The sequence below is a fragment of the Streptomyces sclerotialus genome (genome assembly GCF_040907265.1).
Lineage (GTDB): Bacteria > Actinomycetota > Actinomycetes > Streptomycetales > Streptomycetaceae > Streptomyces > Streptomyces sclerotialus.
Map to the genome: position 1 here is coordinate 287,637 of NZ_JBFOHP010000002.1, position 17,396 is coordinate 305,032.

The window sequence follows — 17,396 nt, forward strand, 5'->3', positions numbered from 1 at the left end:
GCGACGCCCTACGTCCCGACCGTGTACTGCTGCTGCCGGACGCGGGCGTGATCGCCCGGCCGGCTTTCAGGCGTCGGCGGTCCGGGACCCCGGTACTGCGTCCGCGCGGACGACGACCACGCTGGTGATCTTGTCGGCGAACGTCTGGCTCCTGTCGTCCCAGAGGGCCCACAACCAGCCCAGCCCGCACGCGAAGCAGTTCAGGAACTGCAGCAGGCGGCGCCCGAGGGCCAGACCGACGCCGAGCATCTGGGCGTCGTACGCGCGGACGGCCCGGATACCGAGTGCCTTCTTGCCCACGGTCTGCCCGGACCGGCCCTCGCGCCGCAGCTGGAAGACCACGGTGACGATCATCGCCAGGATTCCCAGCCAGGACAGGACGTTCGCGACGACGTCGCCGCTTTCACCCGTGCGCCCCTCCAAGGCGATTCCGAACCCCATCAGCACCCACATCGGGCCGAAGTTGAGCGCACAGTCGAGAAGGAAGGCCCCCGCGCGGTGCGGCCAGCCGGCGTACGGAGGGGGCTGCGGCACGAAGGGCACCGCGTAAGGAAACCCGGATTGCTGGGACGCCGGGTACGGGACCCCGTACGGCTGCTGGTGCGGATATCCGTACCCCTGCTGCGTCGGCGGTTGTTGGGGCGGGTAGCCGTACGACGCCTGCGGCGGCGGCCCGGGGTGGCTCACTGCGAGATCTCCTCTTTTCCATTTCGTGAGTGGTGCTATTTCGTAAGTGTTGTTATTTCGCGGGTGTTGCTATTTCTTGGGTCCCGTGGAGTGGTCCAGGGGATCCGTGTATCTGTCATGACACCGCTCCATGCGGGAGTTCGGCGTCCAGGTACGCCTGTACGGGCGGGTACAGACCGTACGGCACGTACCGCGGAATGTCCGCATGGGCAGCCCACACGATCGCGGAAAGCTCTTCCGGTGCCGCGACATGCGCCTCACCGGAGACGACCGAGCAGGCGATGTACGACAGGAACGTGCCGGTCTGCGGCTGCGCCCGCCTCCCCAGCCTGCTGACCGCCCTGGTCCTCAGCCCCGTCTCCTCCAAAGCCTCGCGCACCGCGGCCTGTTCCGCAGTCTCGTCCGCCCCGACCTCGCCGACCGGGAACTGCCAGACGAAAGGTCCTTCGGTGATACGGCGGCGGACCAGCAGGACACGGTCTCCGTGAACGATGATCGCTGCTGCGATCGATTTCTCCGAGGTCTCAGCCATGACGTTCCCCTGGGGAGTGACGGTGTCGCTGACAAGCCTGCACCCTCGGTGCCAGCATGGGCACATGCCCGGCGCACTGTGCCCGAAGTGTCGCGGTCAAGGGGTCACCGACCGCGAAGAGCACACCGTCGAGCGCGACCGGAACGGCAACGAGATATACGTCGTGCGGCACAGCACCCAGCGGTGCGACATGTGCGGCGGCACGGGGGAGGCGAACGAGTAGTGCGCCCGATCTGCATCTGCCACGTCTGTGGCGGCATCTATCTCCCACCCGACGGCCTCTATTACCCGACCGCCGGCATCTGGGCCAGCCTCACCGAATGCGCCGGCTGCATGCCGGTGGAGGGCGGCCCCGCCGGCCCCGACACCCGCGGCCTGCGCTACCCGATCCCGGCGAAGCAGAAGCCGCCCGCCCAGGCACGCGCCGGCCGTCGCCCCCGGAAGCGCAAGACCGGAGCAGGCGGCGACCCCTCCGGCGCCCGTATGCATTACTGAGCCGCCGTTTCACGGTAATTGATGAGCAGGATGCCTCATATATTGCTTATACCTACGTATGTCTGCTCACACCTCTCGTGCTTCTCGGGCCTCTCGTGCCTCTCATGCCTGGCTGGAGTGAAAGGTCACTGCCCGGAGTAGGGCGTCGCGGTACGCGAGGACGGCAGGGTGCCGGCTACCGCCGCGGCGTACGACGGTGAAGACGCGGCGGGTGCGACGGCCACGCGGGAGTTTCCGGAGAGCGACGGTCGGTGGGTGCCCTCGCCAGACGAGGTCGGGCAGGAAGGCGGCAGCGTGTCCCTGCTCGACGAGGCGTAGGTGAAGCAGGAGGTCGGTGGTCTCGAACCGTACGTCGGGTTCGAAACCGGCGTCGCGGCACAGGGTCATGGCCCAGTGCCGGGCGGTGGTGCCTTCGGGCTCCATCACCCAGGGATGGTCGGCGAGTGAGCGCAGGGCCGCCATCGGGCTCTCGGCATGCGAGGTACCTGAAGGGGCATCCGAGGAGGTGCCCGACGAGGAGGTGCCCCGCGGAGACGCGTCCGACGAGGAGATGCCCCGCGGAGACGCGTCCGACGAGATAACCGATCCGTCGGCAGCTCCGGGCAGTGCGAGGTGGAGAGGGTCGTCGAGCAGGTCTTCCTGTTCGAGTTCGGCGGGCCGTGGGTTGGGGTCGCCGGGGTATTCCTCGGCGAGTACCAGGTCGAAGTCACGGGCCTGTAGGGCGGGCAGAGCCCGTTCCGGTTCCATCTGCGTGACGTGGACACGCAGGTGCGGATGGCGGTCGCGCAGCAGGTCGAGTGTGGTCGGGACCAGGGCCAGGGCTGCCGTCTGGAACGAGGCGACACGCAGGGTGCCGGTCAGGTCGGACAGGGAAGTGGCGATGTCCGCCTCAGCGCGCTCCAGGCGTTCGAGGACCGCTTCGGTGTGGGCGACGAGGATCTCGGCCTGCTCGGTCAGCCGCACGCGCCGCCCGACCGGCTCCAGCAGCCGTACGCCGACTTCGGCTTCCAGCTGGGAGAGCTGCTGGGAGACGGAGGAAGGGGCGTAGAACAGGGCCGCGGCGACGGCCGCGAGCGTGCCGCGGTGCTTGAGTTCGCGCAGCAGACGCAGTCGGTGCAGGTCGAACATCGGCGGCCGGTCTCCTCTCGACTCGAGCGATCGCGCCACGGACGAGCCGCGGGAGTAATGATCGGCTCAGCCGAATGGTAACCGTCGGAAACATTCGCTGGACCGATCGTAGGAGGCAGCCGACCATGATCGGGTGACTGGAAACGCTTCCTCCCTCCGTACGCTGCCCTGGTCCGCGCGGCCTGCCGCCCGTACCTGGCGGTGTGCAGCCACACCCGCCGAGGTGCGGGACTTCCACTCCTCGCTGCCCGGCTACTCCCCCACACCGCTGACCGACCTCCCGACCCTGGCCGCGGAGCTAGGGGTCGGCCGGGTCTTCGTCAAGGACGAGTCGTGCCGTCTGGGACTGCCCGCGTTCAAGGCGCTGGGGGCTTCCTGGGCGGTCCATCGCACGCTCGCCGAGCGGGCTCGAAGACACTCGGAGCCGGGCCCGTTCACCCTGGTGACCGCCACCGACGGCAATCACGGCCGGGCGGTGGCCCGCATGGCGCGCCTGCTCGGGCAGCGTGCCCACGTCTTCGTTCCGCGGGGTGTGCATCCGCAGGCCGTGGCCGCCATCACCGCCGAGCAGGCGAAGGTCACCGAGGTCCCGGGGCCGTACGACGAGGCTGTGCGCCTGGCGGCCGAGGCGGCTGCCGGGCCGGACGCGGTCCTGGTCCAGGACACCGCCTGGCCGGGTTACGAGGAGATCCCGGGGTGGATCGTCGAGGGGTACACCACGCTCTGCACCGAGATCGACGAGCAGCTGGCGGCCGAGGGGATCGAAGAGGGCCCTGACCTGGTCTCCGTACCGGTGGGTGTGGGGTCGCTGGCGCAGGCGGTGGTCACCCACTACCGCAGCCGTCCGTCCGGGCCGGCCCCGGCGTTGCTGTCGGTGGAGCCGGAGGCCGCGGCGTGTGTCCTCAAAAGCCTCGTCCTCGGCGAACCCGTCAGTGTCACCACCGGCGAAACGAGCATGGCCGGGCTGAACTGCGGCACCCCGTCCAGCATCGCCTGGCCCTGCCTCCAGAGCGGGCTGGACGCGGCTGTCGCCATCCCCGACGCGGACAGCACCCGTGCGGCCGCCGACCTGGCTGCGTTCGGTGTCTCCTCGGGGCCCTGCGGGGCCGCGGCACTCGCCGGTGTACGGGCGGCGCTCAACGGCGTAGGCGCCGAGGAACGCCGCACGGCACTGGGACTCGGCCCGTCCTCAGTGGTCGTACTGCTGAGCACGGAGGGGCCTGCCGCCAATCCGCATCCGCGCTCCCCCACTGAAAGCTGATCACTGATCGCTGACTCCTGACCACTAATCACTGATCAGTGATCACTGAGCACTGAGCACTGAGCACTGAGCACTGAGCACGCGTTACCGGGAAGATTTTTGCTTTGACCGCCCTGACTGTGTTGACTGCCACGATTGCGTTGACCGCCATGGTCGCCATGGCCGCCTTGGCTACGTGTCCCACCGGCCGGACCGGTTGGAGGGCGGCAGCATGCTGACCCACCTCATGGCCGCAGTCGGTGTGCTGGGGCTGCTGACCATCGTTCCCGGGCCGGACATGGCGGTGGTGACGCGGCGCGCCGTCGCGGCCGGGCCTCGGGACGGGCTGCGGACCGTCGGTGGTATCGCGTGCGGGCTGCTGGTCTGGGGCGCGCTGACCGTTGCCGGGCTCGCGGCCGTGCTGGCCGCCTCGCCCACGGCGTACCTGGTAGTCAAGCTCGTGGGCGCCGGTTACCTGGTCTTCCTGGGCGTGCAGGCGCTACGTCAGAACCACCACGCAGCCCCCACCACGGACGCCGCCGCGGCCGATGCCGCCACGGCCGTTACCAATACCACGGCCGATACCGGTGCCAGGCCCAGGCCCAGGCCCGCCGCCGGGAACCCGTGGCGGACCGGCCTGATCAGCAACGTCCTCAACCCGAAGATCGCGGTTTTCTACACCGGGCTGCTCCCCACTCTGGCCCCGCCCCAACTACCGGCCGCCTGGGCGATGACTCTCCTCGTCCTCCTCCACGCCGTCCTCACTCTCGCCTGGCTCAGCAGCTACGTCCTTCTGCTGTCCAAGGCCGGGCCGGTCCTCCAGAGGCCACGAGTCCGCCGCGCACTCGGGCGGACCACGGGCGTCGTACTGATCGGCTTCGGCCTCGCGGTCGCGGCAGCCTCCGGCTGATCGGCGTACACCATCAGTACGCCGGGCGGGGGATGTAGGCCAGGCCGTGGGCGCCGGGTTCGTCGAGCTTGGCGATGTCCAGGCGGGCCAGGCTCTGCAGGGTGTCCAGGTCGACGATGTGGACGCTGGAAGAGGCGACGCAGGACACGTAGCCGAGCCGGCCGTCGGGGGACGAGGTGATGGTCAGCGGGCCGGCCCCCACTTCCACCTCGCCGAGGTGCTTGTGCGTGCCGGCGGAGAACACCGTGAGGAGGCCCGGCGCGTGGCGCCCGAGCCGGGACAGCGGATCGGGTTCCATGCGCAGTTCGCCCACGAGCAGTTTTCCGGTGGTCGTGAGGTGCACCGGCAGGACGACGTTCTCCGTGGGCAGGATGTCGACGACGGCTGCCGTCCGGGCGTCGATGACCCGGATTCCGGCGACCGGCCGGTCCTCGGCGGTGTCGGAGAAGGACACCGTGTCGGAGAACGCCGCGGTATCGGAGGAGGCCGCCGTGCCGGAGAACGCCGCGTAGGGCGAGGCGACGTAGGCGTGCGTGCCGTCGGCGGAGACGGCGAGCCCCTCGCTGCCCGGCACCTCGACCTTCGCGGTGAGGATGCCCCGCTCGAGGTCGACGACCGACACGAACGGCGCCTCCTTGTTGGTGGCGTAACCCGTCTTCCCTGCCGTGTCGATGGCGAACCAGTGCGGGCCGGGAGCGTCCGTGTCGATCCTGCCCACGGGCTTACGGGTTTCCGTGTCGATCACCACGACACCGCCGGGCCGGTCCGCCGAGCCCTCCACGCTGACGTAGAGGCGACGGCGTGCCGTGTCCAGTGCCAGGCCGTGCGGGCCGTGTTCCGGGGCGAGGTCGACGATCTCGACGATGCGGCGAGTGTCAGGGTCGATCGCGGTCAGCTCGGTACGTCGGCCGGTGTTCGCGTGGTAGTAGCCCGAGTGGTACGCCGTTGTGCACCACAGCAGTCGCTGCGCCGGATCGAAGCACAACTCGTGTGGTTCGGCGGGGACTTCGACCGTGCCGAGGAGCTGGTCGGATGCGGCGTCGAAGAACGAGACCGTCGGACCGCTCTGGCTGACCACTGCCAGAACATCGCCTTCTCGGCCGGCGCGGGGGGACTGTTGCACAGCAAGCTCCTTGAACGAGGTTAATGGGGAGGTGGCGAAGGGGGAGGTGGCAAGGGGGACGGGGACGTCGTACGTCTGAGGTGTCATGTCGTCGCGGACATCTCCACTCTCGCCACGCGCGCCTGCCGCGACAATGCAAAGATTGGCAGCTAATAGTTGCCGTATACGTAAAGGTGCAGTTCAGGAGCTTGCATGGATCTCAACCTGCTGCGTGCCCTGGACGCTCTGCTCCAGGAGAACAGCGTGACCCGCGCCGCCGAGAGACTCGGTACGTCACCCGCGGCAGCCAGCCGTACCCTGGCTCGGCTCCGCCGCACCGTCGGTGACCCGCTGCTGGTCCGCGCGGGCCAGGGAATGGTTCCGACCCCGCGAGCTCTGGAACTGCGGGAGGAGGTGAGCGCGTTGCTGCGCAGCTGCGACAACGTCCTGCGTCCCGGGGCCGGTTTCGACGCCGTACACCTCCAGCGCACCTTCACCGTGCAGGCCGCTGAACTGCTTCTGGTGGGGCTGGCCGGAAATCTGGCTGACCGGATTCATACGGAAGCCCCGCACGTGGACGTGGTATTCCTGCCGGAGGCGATGGAGGGCGGCCCCGCGCTGCGACAGGGCTGGGTGGATGTCGAGCTGGGCGTACTCGCTCACCTGGATCCGGAGATCCACACCCAGGCGCTCACCCGGGCTGATCTCGTCGGCATCGCCCGCAGTGGTCATCCCCTCTTCCACGGGCGGATCGACGCTCGCCGTTTCGCCACGGCCGACCACATCGGAATCTCCCGGCTCGGCAAGCGCCTCGGCCCCATCGACAGCGCGCTCGCGGAGCTCGGCCTGCGGCGCCGGATCGCGGTCGTCGTCCCCAGCCATACGAGTGCGATGATGCTCGCCCGGGAGACCGACCTCGTCGCGCTCACCCTGGCCGACTGGCTGCCCGACACCACCTCCGCCCTTGGACTGCGTACCTTCCCCATCCCCCTTGACCTGGAGCCTCTGGAGCTCGGCATGGCCTGGCACCCCCGTAACTCGGCCGACCCGGCCCACCGCTGGTTCCGCGACCACCTGGCGGCCGCGCTCCTGTCCGCGTCGGGCACGGGCGATGACGACTCGGGCGACAGCGATGCTAGGGACAGCGACTCGGACGACGGTGACTCGTAGGGCAGTACGACGACGTCGTGAAGACACCACAACGAAGACACCACAACGAAGACACCACGAAGAAGACACCACAACGAAGCGGGGCCCCGCCATGCATCTTTCACATGACCTCGTCCAGAGCTGGGCCGAGGAGATAGTTTCGCAGCTCGGAGCGCCTGCCGGACACACGCTGACCGTCACCGGCCCTGGCTTCCCCACGAGTGCCGGGGCCTCCGGGGCCGCCACGTGCGCGGGTGTGGACGGCGGCACCACCGCGTCGGACGGCGTTGCCGTCGGGCTGCTGGTCACGCTCGCCTTCTCCGACGGCTCCTCGGTGTCCGTCCACTTCGAAGAGCCGATGCCCGAAGCCGAAGCCGTCACCCTGCTGGCCGACCAGCTCCAGGACGCCGTACTGGAGGAGACCCACGGCAGGCCGCAGCCGCCCTGCCCCGGACACAGCCACCCCGCGGTTGCTGAGGCCGTGGACAACATCGCGTGCTGGACCTGCCCGTCCGGCGGCGATACGGCGTGGCCCATCCTCTGCTGAACAGCTCGGCGCGGCCGCGGTCCTGGTCACGGACGGCGTCGAGGACAGCCTGATGGCTGAGCACGAGGCCGTCGGTTCGCTCGTGGGAGCGGACGACGCGGTCGCGTGCGCGCAGCCCGGGGCTTACGCGCAACCCGGGGCTCAACGGTGGGCATTGATTATGAATACTTATAGCCGTCGCCGCAGGAGTTGCCTGCCATGCCGTCTCTGCACGCTCGTGCCCATGCCCATGCCCATGCCCACGGAGCCTCCGCGCCGCTGGACGGCCGTCTGCCCATGGGCAGTTCGGGCACCGCGTCCCACCCGGTGACGGTTGACAGTCAGAGCCTGTTACGGGACGGCCGTCCCTGGATTCCGGTGATGGGCGAGTTCCACTTCAGCCGCTACCCGGCCGCCGAGTGGCGCGAGGAACTGCTCAAGGTCAAGGCAGGCGGCATCGACCTGATCGCCACGTACCTGTTCTGGAACCAGCACGAGAACACGCGCGGGACGCTCCGCTTCGACGGCAATCTGGACGTACGCCGCTTCGTGACGCTGTGCGGCGAGCTCGGGCTGGACGTGGCGGTGCGGATCGGGCCCTGGTCGCACGGTGAGTGCCGCAACGGCGGCTTTCCCGACTGGCTGGCAACCGCCGACTGCACTCCCCGCACCGACGACCCGGCCTACCTCGCGCTCGTCGAGCCCTACTACCGGCGCATCGCCCACGAGCTGCGCGGTCTCTTTCACGACGACGGCGGCCCCGTCGTGGCGGTCCAGGTGGAGAACGAGCTGTACGACCAGCCCGGACACCTGGCGACCTTGCGACGCATCGCCGAGGGCGCCGGTATGCGGGCACCGCTGTGGACCGCGACAGCCTGGGGAGCGGCCGAGCTCCCGCGGGATGCGCTGCTGCCCTTGTACGGCGGCTATCCGGAGGCGTTCTGGGAGGACGCTCATGAGGGGTGGACGCGGGAGATGCGGCGTCACTACTTCTTCACGCCGATCCGCGACGATCACGCCATCGGTGCCGATCTGCGTCCTTCCACCCCAGCCGACACCGACACCGACACCGATACCGACACCGACACCGACACCGACACCGATACTGGCACCAAGACCGACACCAGCACCTGCACCAGCACTGCCACCGACCCCCGCCGCTACCCCTACGCCACCTGCGAACTCGGCGGTGGCATGGCCATCGCGTACCACCGCAGACCCCTCGTACCCAGTCAGGACATCACCGCACTGGCGCTGACCAAGCTGGGCAGCGGTTCGGTCTGGCAGGGCTACTACCTCTATCACGGCTGCTCACAGCGGATGGACCTCAAGGAGCCCAACCAGGAAAGCCACGACTCCGGCTATCCCAACGACCTGCCGACGGTCACCTACGACTTCCAGGCGCCGCTGGGTGAGTACGGCCAGGTCAGGCCCAGTTTCCACGGACTGCGCATGCAGCACCTGTTCCTGCGCGGCTACGGTGCCGGCCTGGCGCGGATGCCACTGTGGCTGCCCGGCACCGGACCCGCTTCGCTCGATGACCGCACCACGCTGCGCTGGGCCGTCCGCTCGGCGGGCGACCAGGGCTTCCTGTTCGTCAACAACCACCAGCCGCACGAGAACCTGCCCAGCCATCACGGTGTCCGGTTCCGCATCCACCTCGACGACGGCGACGGACGCACCGTCACCCTGCCCGCGCAGCCGATCGATGTGCCCTCCGGCGCACACTTCGTGTGGCCGATCGGCCTGGACCTCGGCGGTGGCCTGCGCCTGGCCTGGGCCACCGCGCAGCCCGTCACCCGACTGGACATGGACGGCACCACGCTGACCGTACTGGCGGCCACCGACGGCATCCCGGCATCCCTGTCGCTCCCGGCGGAGGTCGAGGTCGAGGGGCCGGCGCGGGTGGAACGCGGCGCCGACGGCACCCTCGTCACGGTCGACGAGCCCGGTACGGGGGCGCTCCTGACCCTGACCACTCCGTCCGGCACCACTCCACCTTGCACCACCCCGTCCGGCATCACCCCGTCCGGCACCACTCCACCCGGCACCACACCGTCCGGCACCACTCCACCCGGCAGCGCCCGGGTTCTGGTCCTGGTCCTGTCGCACGACGAGGCACTGCGGCTGAACCGTCTGCACGTATTCGGCGAAGACCGGCTCGTCCTCAGCGACGATGTGGCCCTCGCCGACGGTGCGGAACTGCGCCTGCACATCGCCTCCCCCGCCCCGTCCATCGCGCTGCTGCCCCCGCCCACCGCCCTGCACGGCCCAGGCATCGGCCGGCCCGCACCGGACGGTGTCTTCACCCGCTGGCCCCTCCGGCCGGCTCCGTACCTGCCGCAACCGGTACTGCAATGCCTGCGGGCCGAGGCAGTTGCCGCCCCGGCCCGCACCGGAGGGCCCCGTGAGCGGGCCTCCGCCCCACGCGAGGAGGACTTCGACAAGGCCGCCGTGTACCACCTCACCGTCCCCGCTTCGGCTCTGGGCGGTGACGGGGAGGTGCTGTTGCGAATGCGCTACACCGGTGACGCCGCCCGCGCCTACATCGGCGGACAGCTCGTCGCCGACCACTTCTGGTACGGGCCCGAGTGGGAGATCGGGCTCCGCCGCTTCGCGGAAGCGGCCGTGCGGTACGGCGTGGAGCTCCGCGTACTCCCCCTGGACCCCACCACCCGCGTCTATGTCGACGCCTCGGCGCGCGAGGGGCTGGACGCGGCCCGCAGCCGAGCCGCGATCGAGGCCGCCGAGCTGGTGGCCGTCCCCCGTACGACGCTGACCAGTTCAGAGCCCCGGCACTGACCAGTTCAGAGACCCGGCACTGACTGGTGCAGAGGGCACGGCCCTGACCGGTACAGAAACTCAGCCCTGACCGGTACGGAAACCCGGCGAACCCGTCCCCCCGGCCAGAAGGTCACCACTCCGCGAACGAGCCGTCGGTGTGCCGCCACACCGGACTGTGCCAGTCCGGTGTGCTGTTGTCGGCGCGGCGTACCGCCTGTTCATCGACCTCGATGCCGAGTCCGGGGCCGAGCGGCCGGCGGATGTGGCCCGCGTCGAAACGGAACACCTCGGGGTCGACGACGTAGTCCAGGACTTCGGCACCGTCGTTGTAGTGGATACCGATGCTCTGTTCCTGGATGAGGAAGTTCGGGGTGGCGAAAGCTACTTGGAGGCTGGCGGCGAGCGAGATCGGCCCCAGCGGGCAGTGCGGGGCCAGCAGCACGTCGAACGTCTCCGCCAGCGACGCCAGGCGCCGCACCTCCGAGATACCTCCCGCATGCGACAGGTCCGGCTGCAGTACGGCGATACCCGCCTGCAGCACCGGCAGGGCCTCGGTGCGCGAGTAGATCCGCTCTCCGGTGGCGATCGGGACCGTGGCGGCCGAGACCACCTCGCCCAGGCGGTGGGCGTACTCGGGCAGTACGGGCTCCTCGACGAACAGCGGGTGCAGCGCGGCGAGGTGGGGCAGGACCCGGCGCGCGTTGGCGGCGCTGAACCGCCCGTGGAAGTCGATCGCGAAGTCCCGTCCGGGGCCGAGTACTTCGCGGGCGATGGCGGCCCGTTCGACGAGGGCGGTGATGTCCGCGGCGGTGGCCAGCTTGTTCATCCGCCCGCAGGCGTTCATCTTGACGGCGGTGAAGCCCGCCTCCACTTGGGCCTGGACGGCGTCGGCGATCTCCCCTGGCTCGTCACCGCCCACCCAGCTGTAGGCCCGTACCCGTTCGCGCACCGGGCCGCCCAGCAGTACGTGGACCGGCACCCCCAGCGTCTTCCCCGCAATGTCCCACAGCGCCTGGTCGAGCCCGGCGACGGCGCTCGAAAGCACCGGACCGCCGCGGTAGAACGAGCCCTTCGTCATCACCTGCCAGTGGTCCTCGATCCGCATCGGGTCCTGGCCGACCAGGTACTCGGCGAGTTCGTGAACGGCGGTGCGAACCGTGGCCGCCCGGCCCTCGACGACGGGCTCTCCCCACCCCACGACACCCTCGTCGGTCTCGATACGGCAGAACAGCCAGCGGGGCGGGACGGCGAACGTTTCAACCCGGGTGATCTTCACGCGTACTGCTCCAAGGGAGGGGCGGGCGGATACGGGTGGGCCTGCGGATGTTCCCGGCGGGGTGCGTACGAGGACTCCGTGAGCGACGCCAGCAGCCTCTCACCCCATTAAATGTGAAGGAACCAGCAGCACCAAGAGGACCAAGAGGGGGTCAGGGTCACGTGCCCAGCGGCACGTCCGTGCCGGACAGCTCCGCCCGCACGCCGTCCTTCGTCACGGAGATCCCGCGAAGCTGTACGTCACCCGGCAAGTCGTCCGGCAGCTGAGCCGAGAACTGCATGGCCTTCGCCACCTTCGGCTCCCGGACCTTCTGCAGGCCCCTGATGAGCGACGGGTCGATACCGGTGGGCTCAAGCAGCGCCGGATGCTCGACCAGCGCGTCCAGCGCGCGGCCCTTCATCAGCTGGTCCGGGAGGATACGCTGCCCGGTCGCCTGCTGCAGGTCGCGCTCGTCGATCTTGTCGGCGGCGGGGGTGGCGAGCTGCAGGCCACCGCCCTCACCCGGCGTGTAGGTGAGCAGGCCGGGCACCACCAGCCGCGCATCCGCCACGGTCATGGCCAAGCCGTGGTCCCCTGTGCGCTGCAGATGCGCCCGCGCCCGTACCTTGGCGTGCGTGCCGGCCACCGGCAGATCACCATGCGCCAGAACACTGTTCTTCGCACGGCCCGGCGTCAAGCGGACCTGCGACGCCCCTACTTCACGGTTCAGGTCGTCGAAGTCGAGGAACACCTCACCACGGACGCGGCTCAGGACCGCGCCCTTGACCGAGGTCGGCAGGCTGCCGACGACTCGTACGTCGTCCACCGTCCCCTTCACCTGCGCTATGGATATCCGTCCGGCGGGTACGTCGGGGATGTTGACCTCGACGTGGTCGAGTTGACCGGTGGCGACCTGTGTGAGGAACGGGAAGCTGCCGATGTGCACCTCGGGCTGAGCGCGGAGCTTCAGGGCGTCCTGCGCCTTCTGCCCCGCCAGGTCCTCGGCGTAGAGCACGGCCCAGCGATCGCCGAGGGCGAGGAAAGCGAGTACGACGGCCAGGGCGACGAGCGTCTTCGCAGCCCTCCGAGCGGTACGGCGCCCGTGGCCCCCGCCGCCGGATTCGGGGTCTGCGGGCTGTGCGGATTCCGAGGGCCGTGTGGGTTTCGAAGACCGTGCGGGGTTCGAGGGCCGTGTGGGCGTCGTGGCCTCCATGGGGTCTGTGGCATGAGCAGGATCTGCGGGAAGTCCGTCGTTCGAGGTCACCGCTCCATGCGATCACAGGGCGGGCGTTCTCGTCCAAGTCCCGTTGCTCAGACGGTACTGGGCTCGCGGCGACCGACCGGCGGCCCGGACGGCGGGGCCGCCCGTGACGTACGGAGGGCCCGCAGCACGGCGGGCCCTCCGGCGTATCCGTGGGGGACGGATAGGTGATCATGACGTACCCGGCCATGGTCCCGGTGATGCGCGAGCGAGGGCGACGGGAGCCCTGAAGGATGATCTCCACCCGATCGGCGCAACGCCGGCCCCGCACCCCCGCGCGCGGGCGGCAGCGCACAGTGGTCAACTGGTCGGTGTCGATCTTTCGCGCACACGTGAGGAGAGCGGAACGTCATGGCCTGGGTGGTACTCATCGTGTCGGGCGTCCTGGAGACGGTCTGGGCGACAGCCCTTGAGGCATCCAAGAACTTCTCCCGGTTGTGGCCGTCCCTGCTCTTCCTCGGCGCGCTCGCCCTCAGCATGGGCGGACTGTCGTACGCCGTGAACCAGATTCCGCTCGGCACCGCCTACGGCGTTTGGGTGGGCATCGGCGCCGTGGGCACCGCCGTTTACGGAATGGTGGCGCTCGGCGATCCGGCGACGGCCGCGCGTCTGCTGTGCCTGCTGCTCATCATCGGCGGCGTTGTCGGCCTCAAACTGCTGCACTGAGCCGGCCTCGCCCCGCCCTCCGAACTCCCGGGCCGTAAGAACCACGTGAGCAGCAGCCCGCCGCCTACCATGGGAACCGGTGGCCGTCGGCCATGGCCGGCGTACCGCACCTGACGCACCGTGACGGTGCGCCCCGGCACGCGCATCCCACCGAAAGGTCTATCGGATGACCCTGCCAGTCATCGTCGGTATCGACGGCACCGCTGAAAGCCTGGCTGCCGCTGACTGGGCGGCGGAGGAGGCCCTCCACCGCGACCTGCCGCTCATCCTGCTGCATGCGTGGGGGCCGCAGCGGCTTGCGAACGTACCGCTCGCGCTCCCCCTTCGGAGCAGGAGCAAGCCGCCGAACGGCTGCTGGAGGACGCCGAGAAGCAGGTACGCGAGCGTCACCCGGGTGTACGGGTCACGACCGAGCTGGCGACGGGCCCGGAGGTCACCATGCTGGCCGCCCGGAGTAATGACGCGACGATGCTCGTGCTGGGTTCCCGCGCGCTCGGCCCGGTGATGGGGTTCCTGGTGGGCTCGATCGGCCTCAAGGCACTCAAGCGCGTCCGGTGCCCGGTGGTGCTGGTGCGAAGCCGTGAGCGGGACGGCGGGACGACCGGCGACGAAGTCGTCGTCGGCGTGCAGGGGGCGGACGAGGAGACGGCCTCCGCGCTGTCGTTCGCTTTCGAAGCAGCGGCGGCCCGCGGCGCCGCGGTACGCGCGGTGCGGGCCTGGAGCCTGCCCACGGTCTTCACCTTCCGGCCGTCGACGATACGGCGGGCCGACGAGCAGGGTGGTATCGAAGAGCTGGAGCGGCAGACGCTGGAGGAGGCGGTCGCCCCCTGGCGCGAGAGGTACCCGCAGGTTCCCGTGGTCCAGGATCTCGGCTTCGGCAGCGCGCCGGAGATCCTGCTGACCGCCTCATCCCATGCGCAGCTGCTGGTCATCGGCTGCCACGTGCAGCCTGGCGGTGGCCGCCACATCGGCGCGGTCGGACATGCGGTCCTCCACTTCGCCGACGTCCCGGTCGCCCTGGTCGGCGGCGAGTGACGAGGCGCGAGACGAGGCGGGGCGAGTGACGGCCTGCCCCACTCGGCGGTGAGCCGTGCCGCAGCAGAGGGTCCCGTACGTCGATGACACGCGGCCGAATGCCCGCTGTACGGCGCACAGCGGGCATTCGGGGGACGGGCCGACCGTTCTCGTGGCCAGGCCGGTCCATGGCCTGGCCCGGGATCAGTCCGTGCCGGAGTCCATCGCGGCGCGGTCCAGCCACTCGTCCTCGGCGGAGACCTCGCCGCGGGAGGCGATGGCCTCGGCGCCGCCCTCCGGCATGCTGCCGATCAGGCCGGTCGCGGCCGCCTGGGCGGCGCCGATGGCCGGGCTGCCGGTGCCGATCAGGCCGATGCCGGCGTACTGCTCCAGCTTGGCGCGGGAGTCGGCGATGTCGAGGTTGCGCATGGTGAGCTGGCCGATCCGGTCCACCGGGCCGAACGCCGAGTCCTCGGTGCGCTCCATGGACAGCTTGTCCGGGTGGTAGCTGAACGCCGGGCCCGTGGTGTCGAGGATCGAGTAGTCCTCACCGCGCCGCAGCCGCAGGGTCACCTCGCCGGTGACGGCCGCGCCGACCCAGCGCTGCAGCGACTCGCGCACCATCAGGGCCTGCGGGTCCAGCCAGCGGCCCTCGTACATGAGGCGGCCGAGGCGCCGGCCCTCGTTGTGGTACTGGGCGAGGGTGTCCTCGTTGTGGATCGCGTTGACCAGGCGCTCGTAGGCCGCGTGCAGCAGGGCCATGCCGGGCGCCTCGTAGATGCCGCGGCTCTTGGCCTCGATGATCCGGTTCTCGATCTGGTCCGACATGCCCATGCCGTGGCGGCCGCCGATGGCGTTGGCCTCCATCACCAGGTCGACCGCGGAGCTGAACTCCTTGCCGTTGATCGTCACCGGCCGGCCCTGGTCGAAGCCGATGGTGACGTCCTCGGTGGCGATCTCGACGGACGGGTCCCAGAACCGCACGCCCATGATCGGCTCGACGGTCTCCACGCCGGTGTCCAGGTGCTCCAGCGTCTTGGCCTCGTGAGTGGCGCCCCAGATGTTGGCGTCGGTGGAGTACGCCTTCTCCGTGCTGTCGCGGTAGGGCAGGTCGTGGGCGAGCAGCCACTCCGACATTTCCTTGCGGCCGCCGAGCTCGGTCACGAAGTTCGCGTCGAGCCAGGGCTTGTAGATCCGCAGGTTCGGGTTGGCGAGCAGGCCGTAGCGGTAGAACCGCTCGATGTCGTTGCCCTTGAAGGTGGAGCCGTCGCCCCAGATCTGGACGTTGTCCTCCAGCATCGCCCGGACCAGGAGCGTGCCGGTGACGGCACGGCCCAGCGGCGTGGTGTTGAAGTAAGCACGCCCGCCCGAGCGGATGTGGAACGCGCCGCAGGTGAGCGCGGCCAGGCCCTCCTCGACCAGCGCGGCGCGGCAGTCGACCAGGCGCGCGATCTCGGCACCGTAGGTCTTCGCACGGCCGGGCACCGAAGCGATGTCGGGCTCGTCGTACTGGCCGATGTCGGCGGTGTAGGTGCACGGGATAGCACCCTTGTCGCGCATCCACGCGACCGCGACGGAGGTGTCGAGGCCGCCGGAGAAGGCGATGCCGACGCGCTCGCCGGCGGGAAGGGAGGTGAGGACCTTGGACATAGGAAGAGTATGCATGATCTCGCATCTTCATGCAAAGAGAATGCGCGCCGGCAGGCCTCCACATGAGAAAGGTTCTGCGATGGCAGCGCGCGAATGGCATGTAAACCCCCAAAACGGTCACACGTCATTGCCACCGCGGGCGTCGGCCCCCACCGATGCGCAGCGCGGGTGCCCTGCGCCGACGTGGCGACCACGAGCCTCAGGCTCGCGGCTCCGGCACGTGACTCAGGGCACCCGCACCGCGCCCGAAGGCGGGCCGGCTGATCAGAAGTCGTACGGCTTGGTCTTGTTCCAGTTCAGGACGTCGGCGTCGCTCCAGGTGAACGTCGACGGCGCCCCCTTGCTGTCGCGAGCTTCCAGTTCGGTGGCCGGGCCGGTGTCACCGGTCCGGTCGCGCATGGCGAGGGAGAGCTCCGTCGAGGTGTGGGTCTTCGTGCCGTCGGCGAAGAGGGCCACGGCGGAGTAGATCTTGCTGCCGGGCCGGATGGTGATCCGGGTGTTGCCGCCCGGGGCGTCCTTGTCCGAGTGTTCCAGGACGTTCGAGGTGTCCCCGAGAATGACGGACGGGAAGGAAGTGACCCAGCAGGGCTTGGAGTCGGTGTTCCGTGCGGTGATCAGCAGGTGCTCGCCCTGCTCGTTCGGGAAGCGGTGCAGCACGGAGTACGACATCTCGTCGCCGTCGCACTGACGGGTGCCGGCGGTGCTGGTGGCGTCCTGGGCGGCGGCAACGTGCGTGGTGGTGACGTCGGCAGCGCTGCTTTTGCCGGAGCCGGAACCGGAGCCGGACCCAGCGGCGCCGGCGCCGCCCGAGCCGCCACAGGCGGTCAGGGTCACGGCCAGTGCCGCGGTGGTGGCGGCCAGGACGGCGGTGCGGATTCCGGAAGTACGCATACTGGATTCCCCCGTGCGGTGGTGGTGTGAGGTCGGCGGAAGTGCTCCCGCGTTTCCGTGGCGGGATGTCTCGCGGGATGTCTCGCGGGATGTCTCCGCTGTCCGG

At 69.7% G+C, this 17,396-nt stretch carries 17 protein-coding genes and 1 pseudogene; 10 read left to right on the forward strand and 8 right to left on the reverse strand.

All coding sequences use genetic code 11. From position 1 onward, the window contains the following. Positions 1-66: 66 nt before the first annotated feature. Both AAC944_RS01430 and AAC944_RS01435 read right to left on the reverse strand, forming a co-directional pair. On the reverse strand, positions 67-687 hold the full coding sequence (locus AAC944_RS01430; protein ID WP_037771064.1) for an RDD family protein: 621 nt from the start codon (positions 685-687) through the stop codon (positions 67-69). Between the two features lie 115 nt (positions 688-802). Then, positions 803-1,219, reverse strand: coding sequence for an NUDIX hydrolase (locus AAC944_RS01435; protein WP_030607764.1), 417 nt, complete (start codon positions 1,217-1,219; stop codon positions 803-805). A 64-nt stretch (positions 1,220-1,283) separates the two neighbouring features. On the opposite strand from AAC944_RS01435, the gene AAC944_RS01440 reads away from it, so the two are divergent. Both AAC944_RS01440 and AAC944_RS01445 read left to right on the forward strand, forming a co-directional pair. Next, the gene (locus AAC944_RS01440) at positions 1,284-1,442 is read left to right on the forward strand and encodes a hypothetical protein (RefSeq protein WP_196942719.1); all 159 of its coding nucleotides are present in this window, start codon (positions 1,284-1,286) and stop codon (positions 1,440-1,442) included. Next, a complete protein-coding gene (locus tag AAC944_RS01445) occupies positions 1,442-1,714 on the forward strand; it encodes a hypothetical protein (RefSeq protein ID WP_030607759.1) in 273 nt (90 codons plus the stop codon). Before AAC944_RS01440 ends, AAC944_RS01445 begins: the two co-directional genes overlap by 1 nt. 102 nt (positions 1,715-1,816) lie before the next feature. Here AAC944_RS01445 and AAC944_RS01450 read toward each other — a convergent pair whose 3' ends face one another. Then, positions 1,817-2,842 (reverse strand): LysR substrate-binding domain-containing protein, encoded by a 1,026-nt coding sequence (locus AAC944_RS01450; RefSeq protein WP_030607757.1) that lies wholly within the window; start codon positions 2,840-2,842, stop codon positions 1,817-1,819. A gap of 133 nt (positions 2,843-2,975) precedes the next feature. Here AAC944_RS01450 and AAC944_RS01455 point away from each other — a divergent pair, with 133 nt between their 5' ends. Together AAC944_RS01455 and AAC944_RS01460 are read left to right on the forward strand one after the other, a co-directional pair. Continuing rightward, the gene (locus tag AAC944_RS01455; protein WP_030607755.1) at positions 2,976-4,103 is read left to right on the forward strand and encodes a diaminopropionate ammonia-lyase; all 1,128 of its coding nucleotides are present in this window, start codon (positions 2,976-2,978) and stop codon (positions 4,101-4,103) included. 211 nt (positions 4,104-4,314) lie between these two features. After that, complete coding sequence (locus AAC944_RS01460; RefSeq protein ID WP_030607753.1) at positions 4,315-4,992, forward strand: LysE family translocator; 678 nt, start codon at positions 4,315-4,317, stop codon at positions 4,990-4,992. A 13-nt stretch (positions 4,993-5,005) separates the two neighbouring features. Here the strand turns inward: AAC944_RS01460 and AAC944_RS01465 are convergent, their stop codons facing one another. Then, the gene (locus AAC944_RS01465; protein ID WP_030607750.1) at positions 5,006-6,115 is read right to left on the reverse strand and encodes a YncE family protein; all 1,110 of its coding nucleotides are present in this window, start codon (positions 6,113-6,115) and stop codon (positions 5,006-5,008) included. A gap of 192 nt (positions 6,116-6,307) precedes the next feature. On the opposite strand from AAC944_RS01465, the gene AAC944_RS01470 reads away from it, so the two are divergent. From AAC944_RS01470 to AAC944_RS01480, 3 genes are all read left to right on the forward strand, one after another. Beyond that, on the forward strand, positions 6,308-7,264 hold the full coding sequence (locus AAC944_RS01470) for a LysR family transcriptional regulator (RefSeq protein ID WP_078888252.1): 957 nt from the start codon (positions 6,308-6,310) through the stop codon (positions 7,262-7,264). A 91-nt stretch (positions 7,265-7,355) separates the two neighbouring features. Beyond that, positions 7,356-7,790, forward strand: a complete 435-nt coding sequence (locus AAC944_RS01475; RefSeq protein WP_196942717.1) for a hypothetical protein — start codon at positions 7,356-7,358, stop codon at positions 7,788-7,790. Between the two features lie 198 nt (positions 7,791-7,988). Further along, entirely contained in the window at positions 7,989-10,571 is a 2,583-nt protein-coding gene (locus AAC944_RS01480; protein WP_078888251.1) for a beta-galactosidase, read from the forward strand. Between the two features lie 112 nt (positions 10,572-10,683). On the opposite strand, the gene dgoD is transcribed toward AAC944_RS01480, so the two are convergent. Next, a complete protein-coding gene (gene dgoD / locus AAC944_RS01485) occupies positions 10,684-11,829 on the reverse strand; it encodes a galactonate dehydratase (protein WP_030607743.1) in 1,146 nt (381 codons plus the stop codon). A 157-nt stretch (positions 11,830-11,986) separates the two neighbouring features. Next, on the reverse strand, positions 11,987-13,021 hold the full coding sequence (locus AAC944_RS01490) for an LmeA family phospholipid-binding protein (protein ID WP_078888250.1): 1,035 nt from the start codon (positions 13,019-13,021) through the stop codon (positions 11,987-11,989). A gap of 399 nt (positions 13,022-13,420) precedes the next feature. Here AAC944_RS01490 and AAC944_RS01495 point away from each other — a divergent pair, with 399 nt between their 5' ends. The 3 genes and pseudogenes from AAC944_RS01495 to AAC944_RS01505 all read left to right on the forward strand — a co-directional run bounded on the left by AAC944_RS01495 (position 13,421) and on the right by AAC944_RS01505 (position 14,770). Continuing rightward, positions 13,421-13,735: a DMT family transporter gene (locus AAC944_RS01495; protein ID WP_030607740.1), complete on the forward strand. Its 315-nt coding sequence runs from the start codon at positions 13,421-13,423 to the stop codon at positions 13,733-13,735. Positions 13,736-13,901: 166 nt separating this feature from the next. Beyond that, a pseudogene (locus AAC944_RS01500) lies at positions 13,902-13,994 on the forward strand (universal stress protein); the annotation flags it as partial. A 20-nt stretch (positions 13,995-14,014) separates the two neighbouring features. Next, positions 14,015-14,770 (forward strand): universal stress protein, encoded by a 756-nt coding sequence (locus AAC944_RS01505; RefSeq protein WP_368396756.1) that lies wholly within the window; start codon positions 14,015-14,017, stop codon positions 14,768-14,770. Between the two features lie 183 nt (positions 14,771-14,953). On the opposite strand, the gene argG is transcribed toward AAC944_RS01505, so the two are convergent. Next, positions 14,954-16,399 carry an argininosuccinate synthase gene (gene argG / locus AAC944_RS01510; protein WP_030607732.1) on the reverse strand — a complete coding sequence of 482 codons (1,446 nt, stop codon included), beginning with the start codon at positions 16,397-16,399 and terminating at the stop codon, positions 14,954-14,956. 264 nt (positions 16,400-16,663) lie between these two features. Next, positions 16,664-17,290 carry a DUF4232 domain-containing protein gene (locus tag AAC944_RS01515; protein ID WP_030607729.1) on the reverse strand — a complete coding sequence of 209 codons (627 nt, stop codon included), beginning with the start codon at positions 17,288-17,290 and terminating at the stop codon, positions 16,664-16,666. Positions 17,291-17,396: the final 106 nt, after the last annotated feature.